Origin of the sequence: Flavobacterium tructae (assembly GCF_001853485.1) — a bacterium.
Lineage (GTDB): Bacteria > Bacteroidota > Bacteroidia > Flavobacteriales > Flavobacteriaceae > Flavobacterium > Flavobacterium tructae.
The window spans coordinates 249,452-274,211 of record NZ_MIKE01000026.1 but is presented as its reverse complement, the minus strand read 5'-3'; the positions used below and the strand labels follow the sequence as shown (position 1 = coordinate 274,211).

The 24,760-nt window shown below is 37.2% G+C and carries 15 protein-coding genes; 7 read left to right on the top strand and 8 right to left on the bottom strand.

Features of this window, described 5'->3' with window-relative positions:
• Nucleotides 1–282 precede the first annotated feature (282 nt).
• From BHE19_RS18715 to BHE19_RS18700, 4 genes are all read left to right on the top strand, one after another.
• A complete protein-coding gene (locus BHE19_RS18715) occupies nucleotides 283–1,200 on the top strand; it encodes a bestrophin family protein (protein WP_070908348.1) in 918 nt (305 codons plus the stop codon).
• A gap of 31 nt (nucleotides 1,201–1,231) precedes the next feature.
• Entirely contained in the window at nucleotides 1,232–1,915 is a 684-nt protein-coding gene (locus BHE19_RS18710; RefSeq protein ID WP_070908347.1) for a response regulator transcription factor, read from the top strand.
• A 146-nt stretch (nucleotides 1,916–2,061) separates the two neighbouring features.
• On the top strand, nucleotides 2,062–3,429 hold the full coding sequence (locus BHE19_RS18705; protein ID WP_233431398.1) for a HAMP domain-containing sensor histidine kinase: 1,368 nt from the start codon (nucleotides 2,062–2,064) through the stop codon (nucleotides 3,427–3,429).
• A gap of 293 nt (nucleotides 3,430–3,722) precedes the next feature.
• On the top strand, nucleotides 3,723–6,938 hold the full coding sequence (locus BHE19_RS18700; RefSeq protein WP_070908346.1) for a TonB-dependent receptor: 3,216 nt from the start codon (nucleotides 3,723–3,725) through the stop codon (nucleotides 6,936–6,938).
• 428 nt (nucleotides 6,939–7,366) lie between these two features.
• Here the strand turns inward: BHE19_RS18700 and BHE19_RS18695 are convergent, their stop codons facing one another.
• The 8 genes from BHE19_RS18695 to BHE19_RS18660 all read right to left on the bottom strand — a co-directional run bounded on the left by BHE19_RS18695 (nucleotide 7,367) and on the right by BHE19_RS18660 (nucleotide 19,448).
• Nucleotides 7,367–8,800, bottom strand: coding sequence for a glycosyltransferase family 2 protein (locus BHE19_RS18695; protein ID WP_070908345.1), 1,434 nt, complete (start codon nucleotides 8,798–8,800; stop codon nucleotides 7,367–7,369).
• Nucleotides 8,801–8,812: 12 nt separating this feature from the next.
• Nucleotides 8,813–9,634: a hypothetical protein gene (locus BHE19_RS18690; RefSeq protein WP_070908344.1), complete on the bottom strand. Its 822-nt coding sequence runs from the start codon at nucleotides 9,632–9,634 to the stop codon at nucleotides 8,813–8,815.
• 1 nt (nucleotide 9,635) lies between these two features.
• Nucleotides 9,636–10,850: a YaiO family outer membrane beta-barrel protein gene (locus tag BHE19_RS18685; protein WP_070908343.1), complete on the bottom strand. Its 1,215-nt coding sequence runs from the start codon at nucleotides 10,848–10,850 to the stop codon at nucleotides 9,636–9,638.
• Nucleotides 10,850–11,215, bottom strand: coding sequence for a response regulator transcription factor (locus tag BHE19_RS18680; RefSeq protein ID WP_070908342.1), 366 nt, complete (start codon nucleotides 11,213–11,215; stop codon nucleotides 10,850–10,852). The genes BHE19_RS18685 and BHE19_RS18680 overlap by 1 nt, the downstream gene beginning before the upstream one ends.
• 89 nt (nucleotides 11,216–11,304) lie before the next feature.
• Nucleotides 11,305–13,293, bottom strand: a complete 1,989-nt coding sequence (locus tag BHE19_RS18675) for a GAF domain-containing hybrid sensor histidine kinase/response regulator (RefSeq protein WP_070908341.1) — start codon at nucleotides 13,291–13,293, stop codon at nucleotides 11,305–11,307.
• 179 nt (nucleotides 13,294–13,472) lie between these two features.
• On the bottom strand, nucleotides 13,473–14,603 hold the full coding sequence (locus tag BHE19_RS18670) for an efflux RND transporter periplasmic adaptor subunit (RefSeq protein ID WP_070908340.1): 1,131 nt from the start codon (nucleotides 14,601–14,603) through the stop codon (nucleotides 13,473–13,475).
• A 4-nt stretch (nucleotides 14,604–14,607) separates the two neighbouring features.
• On the bottom strand, nucleotides 14,608–18,987 hold the full coding sequence (locus BHE19_RS18665; RefSeq protein WP_070908339.1) for a CusA/CzcA family heavy metal efflux RND transporter: 4,380 nt from the start codon (nucleotides 18,985–18,987) through the stop codon (nucleotides 14,608–14,610).
• A gap of 83 nt (nucleotides 18,988–19,070) precedes the next feature.
• A complete protein-coding gene (locus tag BHE19_RS18660; protein WP_070908338.1) occupies nucleotides 19,071–19,448 on the bottom strand; it encodes a hypothetical protein in 378 nt (125 codons plus the stop codon).
• A 694-nt stretch (nucleotides 19,449–20,142) separates the two neighbouring features.
• On the opposite strand from BHE19_RS18660, the gene BHE19_RS18655 reads away from it, so the two are divergent.
• From BHE19_RS18655 to BHE19_RS18645, 3 genes are read left to right on the top strand one after another with little or no spacing between them, the layout of a single operon-like run.
• A complete protein-coding gene (locus BHE19_RS18655; protein ID WP_070908337.1) occupies nucleotides 20,143–20,775 on the top strand; it encodes a nitroreductase family protein in 633 nt (210 codons plus the stop codon).
• A 33-nt stretch (nucleotides 20,776–20,808) separates the two neighbouring features.
• Nucleotides 20,809–22,329: a pyridoxal phosphate-dependent decarboxylase family protein gene (locus tag BHE19_RS18650; RefSeq protein WP_070908336.1), complete on the top strand. Its 1,521-nt coding sequence runs from the start codon at nucleotides 20,809–20,811 to the stop codon at nucleotides 22,327–22,329.
• Nucleotides 22,307–24,748, top strand: a complete 2,442-nt coding sequence (locus BHE19_RS18645) for a GNAT family N-acetyltransferase (RefSeq protein ID WP_070908335.1) — start codon at nucleotides 22,307–22,309, stop codon at nucleotides 24,746–24,748. Before BHE19_RS18650 ends, BHE19_RS18645 begins: the two co-directional genes overlap by 23 nt.
• The last annotated feature ends 12 nt before the right edge of the window (nucleotides 24,749–24,760 follow it).

Here is a 24,760-nt window from a genome sequence, read left to right as displayed (position 1 = left end):
TGCGGTCGAAAGTACGCACTTTTAATATATTATTACATTTATTTTAGAATTGGTTTACCTTAAACAAGGCAGAATTACTCTCTTGTATTAGCTCTGAAAGAGCCAAAGCACCAACATAGTGCAACGCACTATGGAATAAATAAACCATCTATCAAAGCCCTGTAAGGGCGAAAGATCAAACTCCAATCTATACATCTCGTTTGATCCTTATATATTTCTATCATTTTTTGTTTGAGGGCGCACTTTTAATTACTTTTATGGTATTAAATCTAATCAGCGTCAATGATTATAAAGAAAAAGAATACCTGGTTTAAAATGCTCTTTGAATGGCGAGGTTCCGTTTTGCCACAGCTTCTCCCTAGACTTTTATTATTACTGCTGTTTTCCTTTATTGTCGTTTATTTTAAACCCTGGCTCCTTCAGTATAATCTACACATCAATCCTGCTATTTTTACATTGTTTGGAATTGCGCTGGCCATTTTCCTCGGTTTCAGAAACAGTGTGAGTTACGATCGTTTTTGGGAAGGACGAAAACTTTGGGGTGCATTACTCAACGATACCCGATCTCTTGCCCGACAAAGCATCACTCTTGTCCCAGACAAAGAATACGATGCCAAACGCGAAAAATTCACTAATCTGCTTATTGCATTTGTATACAGTCTCAAACATCAGCTTCGGGAAACCAATTCTGATGCCGATATGAGTCGATTACTCCCCAAAGAGTTCGCCGGCCAATTAAAAGAAACTCGCTATAAACCAATACTTCTCTTAAGAGAATTAGGACTTTGGGTAAAAGACGCCAAAACTGAAAATAAAATAGACAGTGTTACACAACTGGCTTTTGAAGAAAATCTAAATAAACTGTCTGATATTGTTGGCGGTTGTGAGCGAATTGCCGGTACACCTATCCCCTATACCTACAGTGTATTATTACACAGAACGGTTTATATTTATTGCTTTTTATTGTCTTTTGGTTTTGTCGAAACTATGGGCTGGATTACACCGTTTATCATTGTTTTTATTGCCTATACTTTTGTAGCGTTGGAAGCCATTGCAGACGAACTCGAAAATCCATTTGGTGTGCAGCCTAACGATCTTGCCCTTGATGCAATGTCTGAAATGATCGAGAACACCTTATTAGAATTAAACGATAAAAAAATAAATCCGGTAACGCATCATAACAATTACTTTATTACTTAAGAGGTATTACACCCTCAATTATACTTCGAATATGAACAGAGTGTTATTAGTTGAAGACGATCCCAGAGTGGCATCATTTATCACAAGAGGATTAGAAGAACATTTGTATGAAGTTAAAACCATTGCCAAAGGTTTTGAAGCCATCAAAGAGGTCATGGAAAACGAGTACAATATCATTATTCTTGATATCATGCTTCCGGACATTACCGGCTTTGAAGTTTGCGAAGTTCTACGAAGCAGAAAAATTATAGTGCCCATACTTATTTTAAGTGCACTCGATACACCACAGGAAAAAGTAAAAGGTTTACAATCCGGAGCCGACGATTATCTCGCCAAACCCTTTTTGTTTGAAGAACTTTTGGCCCGAATTAATGCACAGCTTCGTCGTGCCGAATTCAGTACCGGAATTCTCGATTTTCAGTCCTATGCCGGAATCGAAATCAATATGAAAGAACAAAGTGCCACAAGAGACGGCAAAGAGCTCAACCTTTCGTCAAGAGAACTCAAACTCCTGATTTTCTTTATGAAAAATCGCGAAACTGCCTTATCAAGAGTTTCCATTGCACAAGCGGTCTGGAACATTGATTTTGACAGCACCTCCAATACCGTTGACGTGTATATTAATTATCTGCGAAATAAAATCGACAAGAACTTTCCTACTCCACTTATTCATACGATAAAAGGAACCGGGTATATGTTGAAGCAGAAGGGTTGAAAAGAGTAAAGAGGTGAGAAAATAGAACAAAGAGTAAAGAATAAAGATTAAAGATTAAAAATCTGCTAAATCTGCGAGAAAAAAAATTGCTATGCAGTTTATTGTGAATGATGTTCCTAATGTATTAAAAACAGACCTAAAGCGTTATGAATCTTAAAAATAAATTAGCGGTAAATTCGACCCTGCTTTTTGCTTTTATCGTCGGATTACTCATGACCGGATCATTCCTGCTTTTCAGAAGCCATATGAAAGATCTTTATTATGATAATCTTGAAGATCATGCCCTGACTGCTGCTTTATTTTATTTTAAGAAAGATGAAATAAAAGAATTTACAAACGAACGTTATCATCAGATTGAAGTTCAGTACCACCGAATCAACAATGAATCCATTCGGGTTTACGATGCCAAAACCAAAAAATTATACTTAAAAGATTCAATTGATATTGAGCTTAGCGACCATGAACTGAATACTATTGTAAAAAACAAAATAGAATCATTTACCATAAAAAACAGGCAGTTTGTAGGTTTATTTTACAAAGACAATCAGGGCGATTTTATAATCGTAGTCTCTGGTATCAATCACACGGGTAACCGACAGCTTGAGATTCTGGGTTTAATGTTTATCCTTTTTTATCTGGCAGGTATTCCTCTAAACTATCTTTTGGGGACATTTTTAGCCAAACAAACCTTCCGTCCTTTTAAAGAAGTCATTGCAAAAGTAAATACCATCACCACCGAAAATCTGCATTCGAGATTAGAAGTGCAGCAAGCTCAGGAGAAAGATGAAATTAAAGAACTTGTAACTACTTTCAATTATCTCTTAGAAAGGCTTGAAACCGGTGTGATGACGCAGAAAAATTTTCTAAAAAACGCCTCACACGAGCTCAAAACTCCCTTGACCATCATCATAGGTGATATTGACGTATCCCTGCAACAACCCAGAACCAACGAGCAATATGAAGAAATTTTAAAATCTCTTAAAAAAGACACCCTGCATTTAAAATCAACCTTAGATGGTCTTCTGGTACTATCGGGACTTCAGCTGTCTGAACCTCAGCAAATGGAAACCATAAGAATTGATGAAATACTATGGAATGTATTGGAGAAAAAAGCAATTGAATACCCCGAATCTAAAGTATCGGTAGATCTAAGCGCTTTGGCCGATCGCGAAAATTTACTTTCGGTTCATGCCAATAAACATATGCTTTTTATAGCCCTTTACAATATTTTAGACAATGCTATCAAGTTTTCATCTCCAAAACCGGTAAATGTTTTAACTTTCTCTGAGCACAATAAACTTTTAATACAAATTACAGATCAGGGTTCCGGGATTTCAGAACAGGACAAAGAATCTATTTTTGATCTTTTTTTCAGAAGCGACCATACCCGCCACATACAGGGACAAGGTTTAGGTCTCTTCATTACCATGCAGATACTCAAACTGCATCATATTCATGTTAGAGTAGATTCTGAAGTTGGAAAAGGTACTTCTGTCACCTTAATTTTTCCATAATTTGATTTGTTTTCTGTTGTTTTAGTAAGCCTTAATCCGGTCTGTTTTTGCAGTTGGTAACCTTTACTTAACACTCTAATCTTTCTCTAATCTACTTTAAATACAACTCTAATCCGTTTGTTTTTAACAATTTACACAAATCGTTGATTTTAAAGACCTCAAAGATTCTACAAACCTAACAGCTTGATAATTTTAAATTAACACTAACTATTTTTATCATTTTAAGTTAACAAAAGCATTAAATCCGATCGGAGCAAACTGAGTTTCTTTGTCAAATAAAAACTAAAAAATCAATGACAAAACTAAAACTCATTTTTTCGGCTGTAATGCTCCTTGTTATGGGAAACATTTTTGCTCAGATTACCACCTCTTCATTATCTGCAAAAGTTAATGATGGTACAAGCCCGCTAACGGGTGCAGATGTTACTTTAACTCATTTACCTACTAATGCAGTGTACAAAGCTGTAACTGACAAACAAGGTAGATTTAGTTTCGAAAATTTAAATGCCGGCGGACCTTACGAATTAGAAATTAAAAGTTCTGCTACTAAAGACTACTCTAATGCACAAATACACTTAGCACTTGGCGATAATGACCTGCCGGTGATAGTGGTTGGCAAAGCAGACAACAATGTACTGGAAGAAGTTGTGATTACAAGTTCTAAACCCTCTTCTAAAAATAACGGAACGAATATTAATGAAAAACAGGTCAATGGTCTTCCGTTAATCAATCGCGGGATTCAGGATGTGACAAAATTAGTTCCCCAAAGCTCCAACAACTCTTTTGCCGGTACCAATTTCAGATACAACAACGTCACGATCGATGGTTCGATCAACAATGATGCGATCGGTTTTAGCCCGTCTTTAGGGGGACAATCAGGAACTTCAGGAATGCCCGGAAGCAGTACACGTTCAAACTCTATAAGTCTTGACGCTATACAGGATATTCAGGTTTATATTGCTCCTTACGATATTAAATTAGGTAACTTTTTAGGAGGAAGCGTTAATGCTGTTACCAGAAGTGGTACCAACAATGTTACGGGATCGATTTACAGTTACGGAAGAAACGCAGCTATTACAGGCCGTAACAATGCCGGCGACGGTTCTAAAATGCCAAATTCTTTTGGTGATTATCAAATTGGATTCCGATTAGGTTTACCGATCGTAAAAGATAAATTGTTCTTCTTTACGAATATGGAATATGCCGAAAGAACTGATCCTATATTTTACAATGCAGGACAAACCGATTCTAACGGAAAACTGACTTCATTGGTAGACAATACTACCGCACAGCAAATATCAGACTTCGTAAAAACAAACTACGGATTTGATACCGGAACTTTCGGTGGGTACAACAACTTTGCAAAAAGCCAAAAATTCTTCAACAAATTAGACTGGAAAATTAACGAAAAACATTCGTTATCGTTGCGAAACAATACCGTGATCTCGCAAGCTTCCAACTTAGAGCGTGATGCGGCAAATTTCAGATTCTCCAGCATGGATTTCACGCAAAAAAACCAATCTATCAGTACCGTTTTAGAACTTAAAAGTCATTTTAACAGCCAGTGGTCTAACTCATTCATTGCAAGTTACTCGGCTATCAAAGATTATCGCGATCCAAAATCAGGTAATATCATGTTTCCGCAAACCGAAATTGGATATAACGGCGGAACCATCTTTTTAGGGAATGATCGTGAAGCAACAGTATTCAACATGAAACAAAATACTGCCGAAATCACAGATAACCTTACCTACAAAACCGGAAACCATACCTTATTGTTCGGTACACACAATGAATTCTACGACATCAATTACGGATTCGTAAATGCTCTTAATGGAAGAGTATCCTACAAATCTCTGGCAGATTTCTACAACAAACTTCCTACCCGTGTTCGCGGAACCTATCCTTTCGACGGTTCTTCAAGAGACCAAATCTTTAACAATCCTTATGCACAGTTCAAAGTAAATCTTTACAGTGTTTATGTCCAGGATGAAATTAGAATTGGCAACAAACTTAAAGTTACTCCAGGTGTGAGAATAGACTACACAGACTTGCCTAATAAACCAAAATTAAGCCCGCAAGTACAAAACTCTCCGGCGGATCCAAATTACGGTAACACTTACTCCTACACTCCGTTAAGCCAGATTAAAAACAACTTTTTCAGTACAGCATTAGTTTCTCCAAGAATTGGATTTACGTACAATGTAGACGAAGACAAAACACTTGTTATTCGCGGCGGATCCGGGGTATTTACGGGAAGAATTCCATTTGCATGGCTGGGATACGCTTACTACAATGATGGTGTAGGTTACGGAAGTTATGACAAAAACAACCTTACTCCGGCACAGGTTGCTACGGCTGGAGATCCTTTGGCTGCAAACGGTTTAAACGGATATCACGATGCAACGCCAAAAGTACAGGCCGATTTAGTGGACAACAAATTTAAAATGCCGGCAGTGTTGAGAAACTCACTTGCCATCGATAAAATCATCAACGGTTATAAATTTACTACTGAAGGTATTTATACCAAAGTAATTCGTGATCTCGAATTTCAACAAGTGAATAAGACTGATAACCCGACTTATTTTTCTTATGATACCAATCATCAGATGCCTATTTATGCAGCCAATATAAATCCTGCTTTTTCAAATGCTTATTTATTATCAAACACCAACAAAGGATACCGATACAGTATTACGGAGATGATCTCAAAAACGTATGATTTTGGTCTTAACTTTATGGTGGCTTATACCTACGGAAATTCTAAAGATATTACTAACGGAATTCGTAACTCGATGGAAAGTAATTTCCAGATGAATCAGTCGTTAACACCAAATAATCCTCAGTTAGCAACATCCAACTTCAACATCAAGCACAGAATTGTTTCTAATGTTGGATATGCAGTAAAAGTGGCCGATAACAATACGTTCTCCGCAAATGTATATTTCAATGCTCAATCCGGAAATCCGTTTTCATGGGGATTTGTAAACTCCACTATTGCAGGAACGGGTCAGGCAGCAGGATTGGCTTATATCTTCAAAGATGCAGCAGAAGCAGCGAAATACATAGGTGTAAATGCAGCAGGAGTTCCATCGGCTACAGCAGCACAGCAAGTAGCAGATTACGAAGCTTTTATTAATGGAAATGATTATTTGAAAAGCAGAAGAGGAAGCTTCACAGAAAGAAACGGCGCCACTACACCATGGAACATACAAGCTGATTTGAAACTAATGGATGAAATCAAAATTGCTAAAGCAGGTACTTTACAGCTTTCATTCAGCATAGCAAATGTCGGAAACCTGATTAATAAAGATTGGGGAAGAAGTTACTTTGTTCCGAACACCTACAATTCAACAGCAAATCTTGGGTTAACAAAATCAGGAAACTTAGGCGGAGTTGCTACTGGCGATCCAACTTATACCTTCCAGAAACCTTCGACATCACCTTATACTGTAGATCAGTTAGCCTCAAGATTCCAGGGACAATTTGGAGTGAGGTATACGTTCTAAAGATTGTGTTTTATTTTTTTATTATCCCCCAGTTTCAATCCCTATGGAACTGGGGGATTTTTTTAAGAACCTGAACTTCATTACGAAGACAAATCTAATGGTCATAAATTTAAGCGATCCAAATTTTGCCTTTTTGTAGTATTTTATAAATTGAGATTAGGCTTTACACCCTTACAGGGCTTATAAGATCTTGTTTTTTATTCATAGCGCTCCGCACTATGTTATTGCTAGTGCTCTTTCAGAGAAAGGTTACGAATTTTCAATGATATTTTTCAAATCCTCATAAAAATAGGCTGAAAGTCTAAAAAAAATTAGCGTAGTGTATCACACTACGAAATAAGTTAATCTCACGCATTACCCTGAAGGGGCAAAAGCAAATAATTCCAATAATCATTAAGCATCAGATCAAGAAGAATATACTCTATTTTTTATTCTTTTTTTGTAAAACCTTTTCGGGTCATTTCTCCCCAGCCTTTTGTACCTAAAATTTTTTCTTTGTAACCAATCAAAGCAGCGTAAACCGCTAAAGGATGAAAATAAAAAGGTTCGATAAAAGCAGCCATCAAAAGTTTGAAAAAATCGGTTTGTTTTGGGTATTTATGATAAGTTCTTTCTTCGCTGTACAAAGCAATAACCGAAAAGAAAATGGCAAAGGCATACACAAATAATAACAGTAAAAAGAAAAAATGCCAATTGAGCAGTCCAAATGCAAAAAATATAATAGTAATAACAAGACCTGTAAATTCAATACCGGGAGCTAAAAATTCAAACAAAGTCCAGTATGGAATACTTAGCATTCCCAGCAATTTATATTTAGGATTTAAGAACATTTTTTTATGAAAACTTAAGGTTTCAATTGTTCCTCTCATCCAGCGGCTGCGTTGTTTTTTAAATATTTTGAAATCTTCCGGAGCTTCTGTCCAGCAAAGCGGGTCAGGAATGTATCGCACGGAATACGGCAATTTGTTTTCGAGCATATAACGGCGCATTCTTACGACCAGTTCCATGTCTTCCCCTACAGTTTTGGTACTGTAACCTCCCGACAGTAAAGCAATTTCTTTATCAAAAGCACCAAAAGCCCCGCTGATAAGCAGCAAACCGTCTAATCTTCCCCAAGCCATTCTTCCTAAGAGAAAAGCTCTTAAATACTCTAAAACCTGTATTCTGGACAACATAACATCCGGAACATTCACTTCAATCAAACGTCCGTTTTTAATAATACACTGATTTGCAATCCGAACGACGCCGCCCGTTGCAATAATACGCTGTTCGTTGGACTCTAAAAATGGTTTTGCCAGTTTAAGAAGCGAATCTTTGTCGAGAATACAATCCACATCAATACAAACTACATATGGATTTTGTGCAATATTCAGTCCGGCATTAAGCGCATCAGCTTTGCCTCCATTTTCCTTATCCACAACAATCAGCTTTTTAAAAGCTGCATTTCTGGAAGTATAAAGTCCTCTGACTTTCTTTGTTTCAATCTGTTGATGAAAAAAAAGCTCTGTAAGAACAAGATCGTAAGTATGAATTAACAACTCCATCGAATTGTCTTTACTTCCGTCATTCACCACAATTACCTCATACTGATTATAATTTAAGGAAAGTAGTGATTTTACATTTTCTTCAATAGTAAAACCTTCATTGTATGCAGGAGCAATTAAAGAAAGTTTAGGAGCCAATCCACTCGTTAAGAGTACATCATAATCTATAAAACTGTTTCTTTTTAAATAATCTCTTAATTCCTTTGCGGAGAGATAGGCCAATATAAGATAAGACGACATAATCAATATCGCATAAGCCAATATCAGAATTAAATAAGTATGGACAAAAAATGCTATTTCTTGATTAAAAAAAGTCATTAGCTGCGATTTTTAAACGGTTAATGCCAACACTACATGCTGAGCTCCATGTTTCACTGATGTATTTGAAGTTCTTTCTGCTAATTGTTCTACAAAAATTAGCTTTTGTGTCAGTTTAAGTTCTTTAATAAGTTTTAAACCAAGTGTAACCACTGTAGTATTTTGCGATTCCAATAAAAGTTCGATACCTTTTGTATCTCCGATATCATGTTTTTTGAAGGCATGAATAATATTCACCTGAGTCCAGTCGTCAATAGGGTTGGTATGTTCTGTAAGGTGTACAATACCTTTTGTTCCCGCCAGTTTAATACAGGCGTTTATAGCTGTAATCTGCAGTACTTTATTACGGGCATTTGAGAATGTTATTAGGGTATCAAAAGCGTCATAAACATTCATTTCTGCCAGTTCTGTGATTCCCTTACCTCTGACATCCCATTTTAAACTTTTCAGTTTTTTCAAAGAATCATTTATAAGTCCTGAATCTTGATAAAACTGTTCGAGCTTTTGTGCATAAACACCCTGGTAGTTTTTATGAAGATTGATAAGAGATTCTGTAATAACTTCTCTGAAAAACTTATTTTCAGCCATTAACGTATAATCATTATTCTTCAAGACATCAGAAAAAGAAATATCTTCAAAAACGACAGAAAACAACAGTTTATCAATAAATGCATCATATCTTTCTCTACGTCTTTCTTCTTTAATTTTTCTATTACGGCTTTGAATAATTAAAAGGTAAAAGAATAACGAGGCCAATACAAAAAGGCCTATTGAAAAGGTTAAAAATGGTTCAACCCATGTCCCTCTTTTATAAAATTCCCATAGATCAGTCATCTTAAAATCGTTTCGTGATAATTATCTGAGCGTTAAACCTGTTTCTGTATTCGTTTGGCAGATATTCTTCATATTCATACAAAAAAATTGGGCGTACAAAAAATGAATTGCCCAAACGGTGCTGATATTGCACTCCTCCCCTATATGCTTTTAAAGGCTGTACAAAATCGCTGTACAAATATAAATATGGCACATTTCCGTATTGAACTTCGAATCTTATGACACGTTCTTTTTCTTCATTAGTATGCTGAAAACTTAAAACATGAGAGAATAACGTATTTCCTGTATCATAATAAGGTCTGTAAGCAATTGTGTTTGCTCCGGTTTTATAAGAAATTTGTCCGGTAAGCAATGTCACATCATCGGTTTCAAAATGCATGTATCTCCCTCCCAAAGCATAGTCGAATCTTTTTTGCGGTCTGAAATAATATTCGGCACCAAATTTTGCCACCGGAAATATAGTTTCTCCTGTCGAAACTCCTGCATTTACATACAGATAATCTTTTTTGGCAAAAGTCTGATAATAATCTGCTTCAAACAATGCCTGAGTATCGTTCCCGATATGCCCCATATTAGCACGTCCTACAAGAGCTGATTTACTGAATTTACGTGTATACTCAACATAACCGTAATGCAATGGCGCCTGCCCCGGGTTTGAAGTCGAAATGTTTAAATAAGAAACCGAAACTGCATTTTTAGTCTTACGATCAATAAGTGTACGTAGCGCTTTAAAGGCCTGAGTACTATTTTCGTTTACGGATGCTTTTTCGATAATCTCCAGTGCTTCTTTGTCTCTGTCCAGTTTTTCAAGACAGGTCACTTTTATTTTTAAGACGTCAACATTCGTAGCATCAACTGCCAGATAACGATCGCAATAGGATATGCATTTCTCAAAATCTTCTGTCCAGTAATACACATTTATAATGGCTAGCAGAGCATCCGGATTTGGGTTGCCCCTGTCTGCCATTGGGGACAATCTTTGTATCGCTGTTTTATACTCTTTTTTCCAGCTGTAAATACGTCCTGAGAAAGTTTTTATATCTTCATTTTCAGGATATGTTTTAAGCAAAGGATCAATTAGTGATAGCGCTTTATCATAACGACCCTGCTCTGCTTCGCTCCTTGCACTTGTCAGAGTTTCATCGATATTCATTTCCTGTCCCACAGCAGTAATCGAGACAAACAACAGGGCAGCCAGATAGTATACCCATCTCATTAAGCACGTACATTTAGTAATTTATTAATTCTTACCAAAAGTACGGCAGGGCTTATAGGTTTTGCAATAAACTCGTTTGCTCCGATGTTAAAAGAATCAAGCTCTGTTTGCTCAACCCCTGAAGAAGTAAGTATAATTACCGGAATATCTAAATTAAGAGTTTGCCTCACATACTGCGTAATTTCCATTCCGCTTATGCCGGGCATATTTATGTCTGTAAGGATCAGATCATAGCTATTGCTTTTAATAGCTCCGAGTGCGTCTTTACCATCAGAAAACTGGTCAACGTTATATCCTTTCGACTCTAAGAAAAATGATAATGATTTGCGTAGGATATCATTATCTTCAGCTAAAACTATTCTCATAGGTTCAAAATTTGTCTTTGGGGGGGAATTGATAATTCTATATTCTAAAATTAAAAACTACTGTAAAGCTACGTGATATTTCGCTTTTATCATAGTTCTTTTAAATATTTAATTACTTCAATTATGCCACAATGAAAAATATTTACCTTATCTGCTGCGTCGTTTGTAAATTTTTCAGTCCTGGCTTCTTCTTCGATTACAGCTAAACAATTACTGAGATCATCCAACATAAATAAGTCTAAACTGGATCTCATGTTATGGGTCAGGTTTTTTACTTTTAGAAAATCATTATTTTTAAATGCTTCCTGAAGCAAAACTTCTTCATTTGGTATTTTTTCGATAAAAAGATTGATCATGTCCTGTCTGAAATTTAAATCACCACATGCCATCTCATCAATAAGAGATAAATTTACTTTTCTCTTGCGCGTTACTTTATACTCCGGAGTCATTACTGCTCTTATGGCTTCTAAAAGTACCGGCTGTTTGAACGGTTTCGGTACATAACCATCCATCCCTACATTATAACAACGTTCTTGTTCGCCTACGAGCGAATGTGCGGTCATGGCAATAATCGGAATACTCGAATTCATTTCATTTCGAATATAATCAGTAGTCTGATATCCGTCTTTAACCGGCATTTGAAGATCCATCAATACCAAATCGTATTCATTTTTCGATAAAAGCTCGATGCCTTCTTCTCCGTTTTCTGCTATTTCCAATTCAAAACCAAAATTATAGATGACACTTTTGGCCAGTTTCTGGTTTAAAACATTGTCTTCGCAAAGCAATATTTTTAGTTTCCCCAAACTTTCTCCTGATATTTTCTCGTCAGTTTCCTGAATATAATCTGCTTTTTTGTAATTAATAACAAAGAAAAATTCCGATCCTCTGTTTTCCTGACTTTTTACATTAATTTCAGCACCTTGTAATTCAATTAATTGTTTTACGATATTAAGTCCTAAACCAGTCCCTCCAAATCTTCTTGTGGTACTGTCCTCTGCCTGAGTAAAACGTTCAAAAATAGTTTTCAGTTTCTCGGGAGGAATTCCGATACCTGTATCTTTAATGGAAAATTTAAGCGAGTAATAATCCTCTGTTTGTTCCATCACTTTTACCGAGACCGTCACTTCTCCTTCCTGAGTAAACTTAAGTGCATTGCCTATTAAATTAACCAATATCTGATTTAATCTTCCTTCGTCTCCAATAACAATTTCCGGCATATCAGCATCCAGAAAAAGATTGAATTCCACATCTTTAGAAGCCTTTATTTTAAGTAAATTATAAATATGCTTTAAAGTGCTTTTTAAATTGAAAGGCATGGCTTCTATTGTCAGATTACCGGATTCCATTTTAGACAAATCCAGAATATCATTGACAATTAAAAGCAGATTTTCTCCTGCTATCTGCACGCTGTTGATATAGTCCCGCTGAACAGTGTCGAGTTTGGTCTGTGCAAGAAGATCCGTAAAACCAATAATACCGTTCAAAGGCGTTCTGATTTCGTGACTCATATTAGCCAAAAAGCTGTCTTTTGCCAGAACGGCTTTCTCCGCAATCTTCTTCTGTTTGTCAAGCTCAATATTCTTTGTTCCCAATTCCAGCTGGCTGATTACATGTTTTGCTACAATTCTGAGTGCATTTCGCTGATCTTCATTCAGTTCTTTTGTAACATGATCAATGGCGCATAACGTTCCAATATTATAACCATCCGGCGTTGTCAGCGGTATACCGGCATAAAATCGAACTTTAAAACCACCCGTAACATTAGCATCGTCTTTAAATCTCTCATTTAAAAAAGTATCATTTATTTCAACCATTTTAGATTCTAAAATAGTGTACTGACAAAAAGAAATTTCGCGAGGCACCTCAGAAACGCCGATTCCAATTTCAGATTTAAACCATTGTCTGCTCTCGTCTATAAAGGAAATATGAGCTATTGGTACATCACAGATATAGGATACTAATTTGGTTGCATCATCAAAAGCATGATCAGGAAGTGTGTCAAGTATATTGTAACGTTTTAGAGCAGCTAAACGCTCTGATTCGTTGACCGGTATTGGAAATTTGGAAGTTTTCATTGCAGCTAGTGGTAAACTTGTATAAATATAAAAATAATTTGAGATAAAATGTTCTTTTTTTTACGACTGATCGTTTGAATATGATGCGTAAAATCAAATACAGGAACGTAATAATCAATTGTGTATTACTTAAAACAAAACGAATACAAAAGGCAGCTTTTTTTAAGCTGCCCTTTGTGTTACTGATCTCCTTTATTCATAAAGCTCATTAAAAGTGTATAAGCATTTTTGATTACAATTTTCGAAGATTGATCTATAATTGGTGACTTTATCTGTAGGTATCCGTTAGCGGAAGATCCGGTTTCTACCGGAACCATCTTATAGATTCCGTTTGTACTTACCGAAAAAACAAAAAATTTACCCTGCCATCGTACCACGGCATCTTCCGGAACCGTGATGGCTTTTTCATTATTAAATTCTGCCTCAGCATTAATAAAAAGTCCAGGTATCAATGAACTTTCATACTGATTCACTTTACAAATCACCTCTGCCGCGCGATCATCATTAAGACTTTGATTGATATAAGCAATTTTTGCTTTGTACTTTTTAGACGGATTCGCATTGGTAAAAGCCGTAACGGTTTGCCCTACCGAAAGTTGCTGTATGTCTTTTTCAAAAACATTCATCGTCAGGACAATGTCACTCATTTCAATCAGCTCAAAAAGCATGTCGGTCGCTGAAATGTATTTTCCCACATTCACGTTAATCTTAGCCACCAACCCATTTATTGGTGAACGAATCACAACCGTTTTGCTTATCGTTGAAGCGGTGAGTTTTTTGACATTAATCCCTAACAACCCCAGCTTTTGGGCTAACGATGACATATAAATGTGTTGTGTTTGCATCTCAGTTGCGGTCTGTTCAAACAGCTTATCACTACTTGCTTTCTTGGCATTAAGTTCCTTTTGTCGGTTAAACTCACTTTGGGCCAACTGAAATTTTTCTTTCGCGGTAAGATAATCCTGTTGCAATTGTATGTATTGCATGTCCTCAACTACCGCCAATACTTGTCCCTTTCTAACATGCATACCTGCCATTAAATCCGTTTTTTTGATGTAACCTCCTAGAGGAATACTTACTGTAACCACACTCTTTGGAGGCACCGTTACGGTCCCCTGAAGCTGTAATATTCCTTTTACTGTTCTTTCTTCGGGATAACCAACAACCAATTTTGCATTTTTGATCTGTGCATCGCTTAATTGAATACTGTTTTCAGGTGTTAGTACTTTTTTACTTTGTGATTCTTTTTTGTCGCTCTGGCAGGAAACCAGGTATAGAAAAACAAAAATGATACTGCTATATATTTTCATTATTTTATAAATTATTAAGGGTTTGCCAATTAATTACAGCTTTGTTGTAATCATTAATTCGGTCTAAATATTCATTTTTTATGGTGATCGCCTGATTGACCACTAAAACCCATTGCAGGTAATCGATATCTCCATTTTCCAATTGACTGTTGGCTGTATCGATAATTATTGTCGCATTTTTTAATCCTTCATTTTCATAATAGGAAAGGCTTTCTTTGTATTTTTCGATTTCATTTACCGCATTGACAATCTCTGTCTTCAATTCAATCTTTGTAGTTTCTGCTTGCATTTTATATGCTTCATAATCTACTTTGGCAGCTTTATTACGCGCGGACTGACTGCCCAAAAAAAGAGGGACTGACAACCCAAAATTGACGTAATTAAATCTCTGACTACCATTGTAATAAACTTCCTGACCTACAGTGCTTGTTTGTGTTCCAATAATGCTTAAATTATTATAGCCAATGGTAATATCAGGTAGTATTTTGGACTGTTCCGTTCTCCATCTCCATTTTGCCGCTTCTGCTTCGTACATTGAAAGTTGTACCTGAGGAAGCTCTGCAGTATCTTTATTTTGATGTAATGAAACCATAAAATCATTTTTTACAGTCTCTGAAGCGGGTACATGAACCATACTGTCCTGAAGAACCGTATTAAACGTTTTAAGCGTGATGGCGATATCTTTATTCACCATTGCAAGCTGGTTCATATAAAACTGCCGTGCAGATTGAGAAGCTGTTTTTTCCAAAACATTAGCTTCTCCTGTTTTATAGCGCAGCTCTGATTTCTGTTCCATTAATCTGTAAATCGAATCGGCATAAGTCAGCAATTCCTTTTTACTGTTGAGCCAGATGTAATAATAAAATAAGTTCCTCACATTCGACTTAACCTGTTGCACTGTTAGCTGCGATTCTGCTTTTGCGGCATTGTGATGTTCTATCAATACTTTTTTCTGATTCGTATATACTGTTGGAAAAGCAAAAGTCTGACTAATACCAAAACGGGTGTCGTTTACAGCGCTATTAAACTGACCATAATCGGCAGTAAAAGCTGTTTTAGGAATATCAAAAGCCGATTTTTCTAATTGTTCTTTTGATCTCTCATTCAATTGAGAAGATTTAATTCTTCTGTTGTGCTGCATCGCTATTGATAAAGATTCTTCAAGCGAAATAGATGCATCTTGTGCCTGAACCGAAGCCGTAAGAAACAAAGCCAGCACTAGTAAAGTCAGTTTATCCATCTTATGTTTTTTATTTTTCTTAGAAAAAACTTTGGTATGATACGTCATTAAATAAATCGCAGGAAGTACAAAGAGCGTAAGCAAAGTAGCCGTAATCAGTCCGCCAATAACGACCGTGGCCAGCGGACGCTGTACCTCCGCTCCTGCGCCATTGCTCAAAGCCATCGGTAAAAATCCTAAAGAAGCAACAGCAGCTGTCATCAATACAGGACGCAACCTGTTTTTGGTTCCGGTAATGATAATTTGAAGCGGATCGGTAATTTCACCTTGTTTTTGTATCCGATTGAACTCGGAGATTAAAACAATTCCATTTAAAACAGCTACGCCAAACAAGGCAATAAAACCAACACCGGCCGAAATACTAAACGGCATATCTCGCAACGCCAGTCCAAAAACACCGCCAATTGCCGATAACGGAATGGCAGTAAAAATGATAATGCCTTCTTTAAAAGATCGAAAAGCAAAATACAACAGCGCCAAAATCATAAACAAAGCTGCCGGGACCGCAATTCCAAGACGCGATTTGGCCTGTTGCAGATTTTCAAAAGTCCCTCCATAGGTAATGTAATATCCGGGAGCAAATTTGATCTGACTGTTTACTTTTTTCTGCAATTCCTCTACAATAGATTCAACATCCCGTCCTCTTACATTAAAACCAACAATAATTCTCCTTTTGGCATCTTCGCGCTGAATCTGGTTCGGGCCTTCCACTTCTTTTACCGAAGCAACCTGATACAACGGAATCTGCATTCCGGAACGGGTTGCAATCAGTAAATTTCGAACATCCTCAATATCTTTCCGTCCATTAGCTTCCACGCGTACCACCATATCAAACTTTTTTTCTCCTTCATAAATACTGCCTGCTACAGCTCCTGCAAATGCGGCATTTACGGTTTGATTGATGTCTGAAACATAAATACCGTACTTCGCCATTTCTGCCCAATCATAGTCAATAACAATTTGTGGCATTCCGGTAACTTTCTCCACATAAAGATCCGTAGCACCTTCTACAGTAGTGCTAATCGTGCCTAACTGCTCGGCATATTGAGCCAGTTTATTCAAATCTTCGCCATAAATTTTACAAACCAAATCCTGCTTTGCTCCTGTCATTAATTCGTTAAAACGCATCTGAACCGGAAACTGAAAACCAGTCGTAACTCCCGGTGCAACCTCTTTAACGGTTTGGGTCATTTGATCTGCTAATTCAGGAAACGAAGAAGCACTGGTCCATTCTGATTTATCCTTCAGGACAATAATCATATCACCTCCTTCTATAGGCATAGGATCTGTTGGAATCTCGGCACTCCCGATTCTCGAAACGACTTTTTCTACTTCCGGATAGGAATTTTTTAATGCTGTCGAAATTTTCTCAATGGTAGCTGTGGTTGTCGACAAATTTGTTCCCAACAATAATCGAGTTTCTACGGCAAAATCGCCTTCTTCCAGTTGTGGGATAAACTCACCGCCCATTCGGCTAAAAAGCAACAAGGCGATACCAAACAAAACGAAAGCTGAAATCACAATCCCTTTTCTAACTTGTAATGCTCGTGACAAAACTCTTTCATAGTAAGACTCCAGATTTGTCATTATTCGATCCGATAAATTCGGTTTATGATTTATTTTTTTGCTAATGAACAAAGCGCTTACCATAGGAACATAGGTAAGCGACAGTATAAAGGCTCCTAAAATGGCAAAGGCCACTGTTTGTGCCATTGGCTTGAACATCTTTCCTTCGATGCCTTCCAGTGATAATATCGGAAGGTATACAATCAGAATAATAATTTGTCCAAATACCGCAGCATTCATCATGCGTCCTGCTGATCCCGTGACTTCCTTGTCCATCTCTTCTTGTGAAATAGAATCGATTTCTTTGTATTTTTTGGAGGAATGAATATGATGCAAAATGGCTTCGACAATAATTACGGCACCATCGACTATCAAACCAAAATCAAGCGCACCCAGACTCATTAAATTCCCACTCACACCAAACGTATTCATCATGATAATGGCAAACAGCATGGCCAAAGGAATTACCGAGGCTACAATAAAACCTGCTCTTAAATTCCCTAGGAAAAGTACCAGCACCAGTACCACGATCAGTGCTCCTTCAATAAGGTTCTTCTCTACCGTGCCAATCGCATTATCTACCATCTTAGTCCGATCTAAAAAAGGTTCTATTTTTAAACCTTTTGGCAAAATCTTCTCAATTTCAGCAACCCGTTTTTTAACCTTTACGATCACATTATTGGCGTTCTCTCCTTTAAGCATCATCACAATTCCACCAACCGACTCGCCAATATCATCTGTCGTTAATGCTCCGTAGCGTATCGCAGAAGACATTTTTACCTCTGCAATATCTTTAATCAGAATTGGAGTTCCGGCCTGTGTGTTTTTGACAATAATATTCTGAATGTCTTTTATATTGCGGGTCAGTCCAACGCTTCGGATGTAAAGTACCGTTGGCCCTTTTTCAATATAAGCCCCACCCGTATTTTCGTTATTACTGTTCAGGGCCGTAAAAACTTCTTTAATAGTCAGGTTCTGCGCTTTAAGTCGCGACGGATTAACGGCAACCTCATATTGTTTTAGTTTGCCTCCAAAAGTAGCGACATCGGCAATTCCGGGAGTTCCCAGAAGCTGTCTTCTTATCGTCCAGTCCTGAATAGTACGCAGGTCTTCCAAAGAATACTTCGTTTCATATCCGGGTTGCGGTTTCAAAACATACTGGTAAATCTCGCCCAAACCTGTAGTTGCGGGTGCCATTTCAGGAATACTCGCGTTCTCTGCAATTTCTACTTTTTGCAATCGTTCTGCCACCTGCTGACGTGCCCAGTACACATCTGTATCGTCTGCAAAAACAATCGTAACCAACGAAAGTCCAAAGCGCGAAATACTGCGGCTTTCTTTCAGCTGTGGTATATTACTAATCGCCTGTTCGATTGGAAATGTAATTAAACGCTCTACATCTTCTGCCCCCAAAGACGGGGCTGTTGTAATAATTTGTACCTGATTGTTGGTGATGTCAGGAACCGCATCAATAGGTAAACGGGTTACTTCAAACACGCCATAGATAATCCATAGCAACGTGAAGATCCCAATTACCAGTTTATTTTTAACGGAGAACTGTATGATCTTATTAAGCATAATTTAATTTATTTGAATATAGTAATGCCAGGGCTAAAACATCAAAAATGTCTTAACCACAATAAAAATTCTATAAAATCAAATTAGGCTACAGGAGGTCGAAATACCGAAAACAAGGAAGGATTTGAATACAAATCTGAGGTATAAGGAGTCGTACCCGATGGTGAAAATCCAACGGTAAAAGGAATGTAAAATACGGGTTTGTCCTGCGGAACAAACACCAGCTGTACGTAAGGTCCGGATATGTTCTTAAACGGAAGCTGCATATCACGATCAGAATCGTTGTCTTTTAAATCTTCTCCCCAATAATGCATTTCTAAAAAATCAAAAAAACTGATATCATGTCTTTGTTGATGTTCCTTAAAATGCTCCAGCAATATCGGCAATTTATAAAACTGCTGAAAGAACCCAATATTGGATACAATTAAAAAGATAAAGAGATATATAATGATTTTTCGCACCTCACAAATTTAAACGATGTCGCAAAATAATTTTACACTTACAACAAGAAGCTACTAACTTTTATGACTTTACTTATTTATAGCAACAAAAATTACAATTATCACATTAAAAACTAAAATTTAAAGAATTTCATCTTATTTAAAAGTTAATTCAAAACAACTATTCTCAATTTAAAATTAAGATGCTCCATCCTAAATTATTTCAACTCAAAAAAAGCTTCAAAATTCTAAAAATTCATAACCCTTTTCTATTTCAAAATGGACGAGAATACTTCCATTAAAATTTGCTGAAAAGTTCCTAAAACCAGGCTAAATGCTACTTCCCTGCTGGTTTGCTCTCCTCACTTAACTTCTTGTAAGAATCCAAAATAAAACAAGTGTTTTCACCTCTCTTTTTATCTGTAAAAATTACACGTAACTTCTTTTTTACAATTTAATAATAGCTGTAAAAAGACTTTAAACACTAAAACATAAATTACTTAAAATCAACATATTAAATAATAAAAATCCAAAAGACTTAAAGACAAGTGTACGTTCATTCGTATAAATTTTAAAAAAAACTTTTTTTTCTGTCAGATTAATTTATACTTTTGTTTCGAACTATTCTTATTCATTCTAAATAAGAATTACTTACAAATTTATTTTTATTTGGCCAAAATAAAAAAGAATTTTCTTAGAAAAATTTCCAAAATAAATGAAAATTAAGAACAACCCCAGCAAAATCAAGCTATCAGACTCTTCTTATAAATTAAACAAAATTTCGAAGAACATCCGTAACAGGAGAAGCGTCTATGCCAATCAGTTTATCAAGGGAGAATTACCGGATCAATTGCTTGAAGAAATTTTGACGAATGCCACCTGGGCTCCTACTCACAAAATGACAGAACCCTGGAGGTTTATCGTTTTTAGGGGCAAATATTTGAAGAAGTATGGTGAATATATGGCTCACTATTACAAAGATTTTTATACTGAATTATCTCCCGAAGATCAAAAAGACAAGCTTTCTTATCTCGAAAATTATCCGCTCAATGCAGCCTGCATGATTGGAGTAGTCCTGGTGAAAAACACCAAAATTGACCTGCCCGAATGGGAAGAAATTGCTGCAGTCTCTTCAGCTGTACAAAATATTGCGCTTACCTGCCATGCTCATAAAATGGGCAGTTACTGGAGTACCAAAGGAGTAGCTATAGATTATGTGGCAAAATTTGGTCTCTCAGAAAATGAAAAATCACTAGGGCTTCTTTATCTGGGATATTATCCCGAAGCCTTAAAACCTTCCAAAAAAAAGAGAACCCCTTTATCTAAAAAAGTCGTCTACCTCGACTGAAAAATAACTTTAACCCCTTAAAACAACTATTTTATGAATACCACATTGATCCGTACAGAAGTCACCGAAAAAGGAGTCCAGCAGGACCAGGATTTTTATAAAGACATTTTCCATCAAAACTCCGGAACAGAATACGCTCAGGCCATGAAATTAGCACAGGAACGCGTTTCGAATTTCCTAAAAAATAACAAAAAACCTTTCAGCGGAATCAAACCTGAAGAAATCAGGGCCAAAGTTGAAGAGATAGATTTTGACACTCCACTACCCGATTACGAAAGTCTGCTGAACGAAGTAGACGAGCTATATGTTAACCATGCTACTGCCTTCCACCTTCCGGAATATATTGCCCACCTAAACTGTCCCGTTGTTATTCCTGCACTAGCAGCAGAAATTCTGATCAGTGCCATCAACTCCTCACAAGATACTTACGACCAAAGCGCCGGTGGAACTTTTATCGAAAGAAAACTGATTGACTGGACAAGCGAGCAGATTGGCTATACTCAGGGCGATGGTGTTTTTACAGCGGGAGGCTCTCAAAGTAATTTAATGGGGCTGCTATTGGCGAGAGATTACTATGCTTTGCAGTATCAGAAATGGAATATCAAATTGGAAGGTCTTCCTCCGGATGCACACAAATACAGAATTTTTGTTTCGGACAAGGCGCATTTCAGCAATCATAAAACTACCTGGGTTTTAGGTCTTGGAGAACAGGCAATCGTAAACGTCGGAGTAGATCAAAGATACCGTATGGATCCTGAAAAACTGGAAAAAGCGATTGCGGACGAAATTAGAAGAGGAAACATTCCAATTGCTATTACCGCAACAGCAGGTACGACCGATTTCGGTAATGTTGATCCTCTAAAAACCATTGCTGATATTGCCAACCGCTATAATTTATGGCTTCACGTAGATGCAGCTTATGGATGTGGATTATTACTGACAGAAAAACAAAGGCATTTATTAAACGGTATCGAACTTGCCGATTCTGTAACCATCGATTACCACAAATCGTTCTTCCAGCCAGTGAGCAGCAGTGCTTTTATTGTAAAAGACAAACTTCAGCTCAACATTATCAAGCATCACGCGGATTATTTGAATCCAAAAGAACAAAATTACGATGTGCTTCCGGCTCAGGTTAATAAATCGATTGTTCAGACCACACGCCGTTTTGATGCTTTGAAACTTTGGTTTACGCTTCGTTATATGGGCAAGAAAAAGCTTGGACAATTTACTGAAGCCTTAATTGAAATCACTCAACAAACTGCTGCCTACATTGAAGCCGATCCGAATTTTGAACTGTTATGCCACTCTGATATTGGTATTTTATTGTTCCGCTATCTGGACGGACCCGTTGAATCAAACTCTTGTGACGTCAACAAATACATCAAAGAGAAGCTTTTCTATGGCGGAGAAGTACTGGTTGCCAGCACCAAAGTAAATGGGGAATTCTACCTGAAATTCACCATTTTAAATCCTCTTACCACCCTAAATGATATTAAAAACATTCTTAACCTCATAAAACAAAACGGAGATGAATACCACAGACTCAACTAATTTTTACCAACTGGCAGAACAAGTAAACTACAAATCCCTGCTCAATTGCTATTGCAGAGAATTTAGCAATTGGATCCAATACGAAGGTGTTCCGAAATACGACCCTGCTTTGGCCGAATTTATGAAAACTATCGATCATAGCTCTTTTCTTAAATTTGATTTCACTGCTATTGGTCAGGAAGTTTTTGCTCCTTTGATTTATTTTTCTGAAAGTGGCGTACATGCTTTCGGATTTCCCGTAGTGTCACGCACTATTGCAACAGATGCATTCCGAGAAATAAATCCGATCGAATTTACGGAACTTGTTGCGGCTTATTCTAAAACAGAAAACCCTGATATTGATCCTGTTCCTACGCAAAAACGCATGCAAAACAGCATCGAGAATCTGGCACTTTATCTGGAACATTACAAAAACAGTGATCGTACAGCCAACAATCCGGAACAGTCCTTTATAGCTTCTGAACAATCTTTGATCCTTGGACATACCGTGCATCCGTTGCCAAAAAGCAGAGAGGGATTTACAAAAGACGAATTGATTCAATATTCTCCTGAAACCCAAGGACAATTCCCACTCCACTATTTCCTGATCCATCCGGAAAATGTAGCCGAAAAAAGTGCCGAAGACTATTTGATTACCGACTATCTAAGAAAAGAGGTTTCGCAATTTGCTGATAAAAATGCAAAAGAATTACTGGATTTCTACTCGCAATACAAAATAGTACCGGTTCACCCTTGGGAAGCGACTTATTTGTTGGAGCAAAAAGAGGTTAAAGAAATGCAGTCTAAACAGCTTCTTTTCAGTTTGGGGCAATTTGGACCTTCTTATGCGGCGACTTCATCTGTTCGTACCGTTTACAATGCCGACAGCGAATGGATGTATAAATTCTCTCTGCATGTAAAAATCACTAATTCCTTCCGTGTCAATTATCTACACGAACTTAACCGTGGTTATGATGCCGCGCAGCTGATGAAAACGGATTGGGGAAAAGGCATTCAAAAAGATTACCCACAAATTCAGCTTATTACTGATCCTGCGTTCATTACAGTGGTTTATGAAGATAAAATTATTGACGGTTTCAGTACCAGCATTCGTCAAAATCCTTTTCATGGAGCCAACGCTAATAAAAATGTGACACTGGTAGCTTCTTTGACACAGGATAACATTTTGACTGAACTCCCAAGAATCGTAACTCTGATTGAAGAATCGGCCAAAAGACAGGATTTGACCGTAGCAGACACTGCTATTGCCTGGTTCAAACAATACCTGAATATTAGCCTTACGCCGTTAATTGGCATCTTTAACAAATACGGATTTGGTTCAGAATTTCACCAACAGAATGTAATGGTCGAATTCGATGAAAATCTTTTCCCTTCAAAATTCTATTTCAGAGACAATCAGGGATACTTTTTCCGTCAGGGACAAGTAGAAGAACTGGAACGTTTGATTCCGGAATTTGGTAAAGACAGCCGTTCTTTTATTGCCGAAAAAAGAATTATTGATTTCTGGGGGTATTATTTCTTAATCAATCACTTGCTTGGAATTGTGAGTGCTTTGGGTAAAAACAAACTTGCTGACGAAGATACACTGCTTAACCTGATTTACGAAGCGATCAAAAAAGAGGGAGAATCAGATGTAACCGGCTTAGTTTCACATTTCACTGAAAGTGTCAAATTAATCGTAAAAGGAAATTTACTAACCAGTTTAAACAATATGGATGAGGCCAGTGCACCAAGAACCAATCCGGCAGTGTACAAAACTTTCCCAAATCCTTTAAACAGACACTTTTTCTCTAAAAAATTAATTCAGCCACAAGCAAACACTACTGTTTTCAGCCGTTATTTTGAGAAAGAAAATGTAACGATTACTCTGCGTCCGGTAGATGTCGACAAAGATTTGGAGATGCTTCACGAGTGGTTTCACCGCGAACATGCTTTGAAAATCTGGCAGATGAACTGGCCTATTCGCGATTTGGAGGTGTTTTACCGCACCTTACTTCCGGGAGGTCATTCTCACAGTTACATTGGAGAGGCTAATGGTGTTCCTACATTTAATATCGAAGTGTATTGGGCGAGCCGTGACATTGTGGGAGAATACTATGACGTACTTCCGTCTGATTATGGAACACATCAGTTTATCGCGCCAACAGATCCGAAACTAAAATACGGTTCACCGGCAACACAATCTATGATGGATTTTGTATTGAGCGAATCAAAAGTAGGCAAAATGGTAGGTGAAGGTTCTGTAGATTCTATCGCTTCGATGATGAACAAAGCTCACGTTGGATTTAAAATTCAAAAAGTAATCGAAATGCCTCATAAAAAAGCCAATCTGAACTTTTGTTACAGAGAATGGTACTGGGCTAAATTCCCGGCTGCCGAAGAGTTTCAAAAAAATATCGTTTCAGCTCCACAAGTTTAATTCACAAAATAA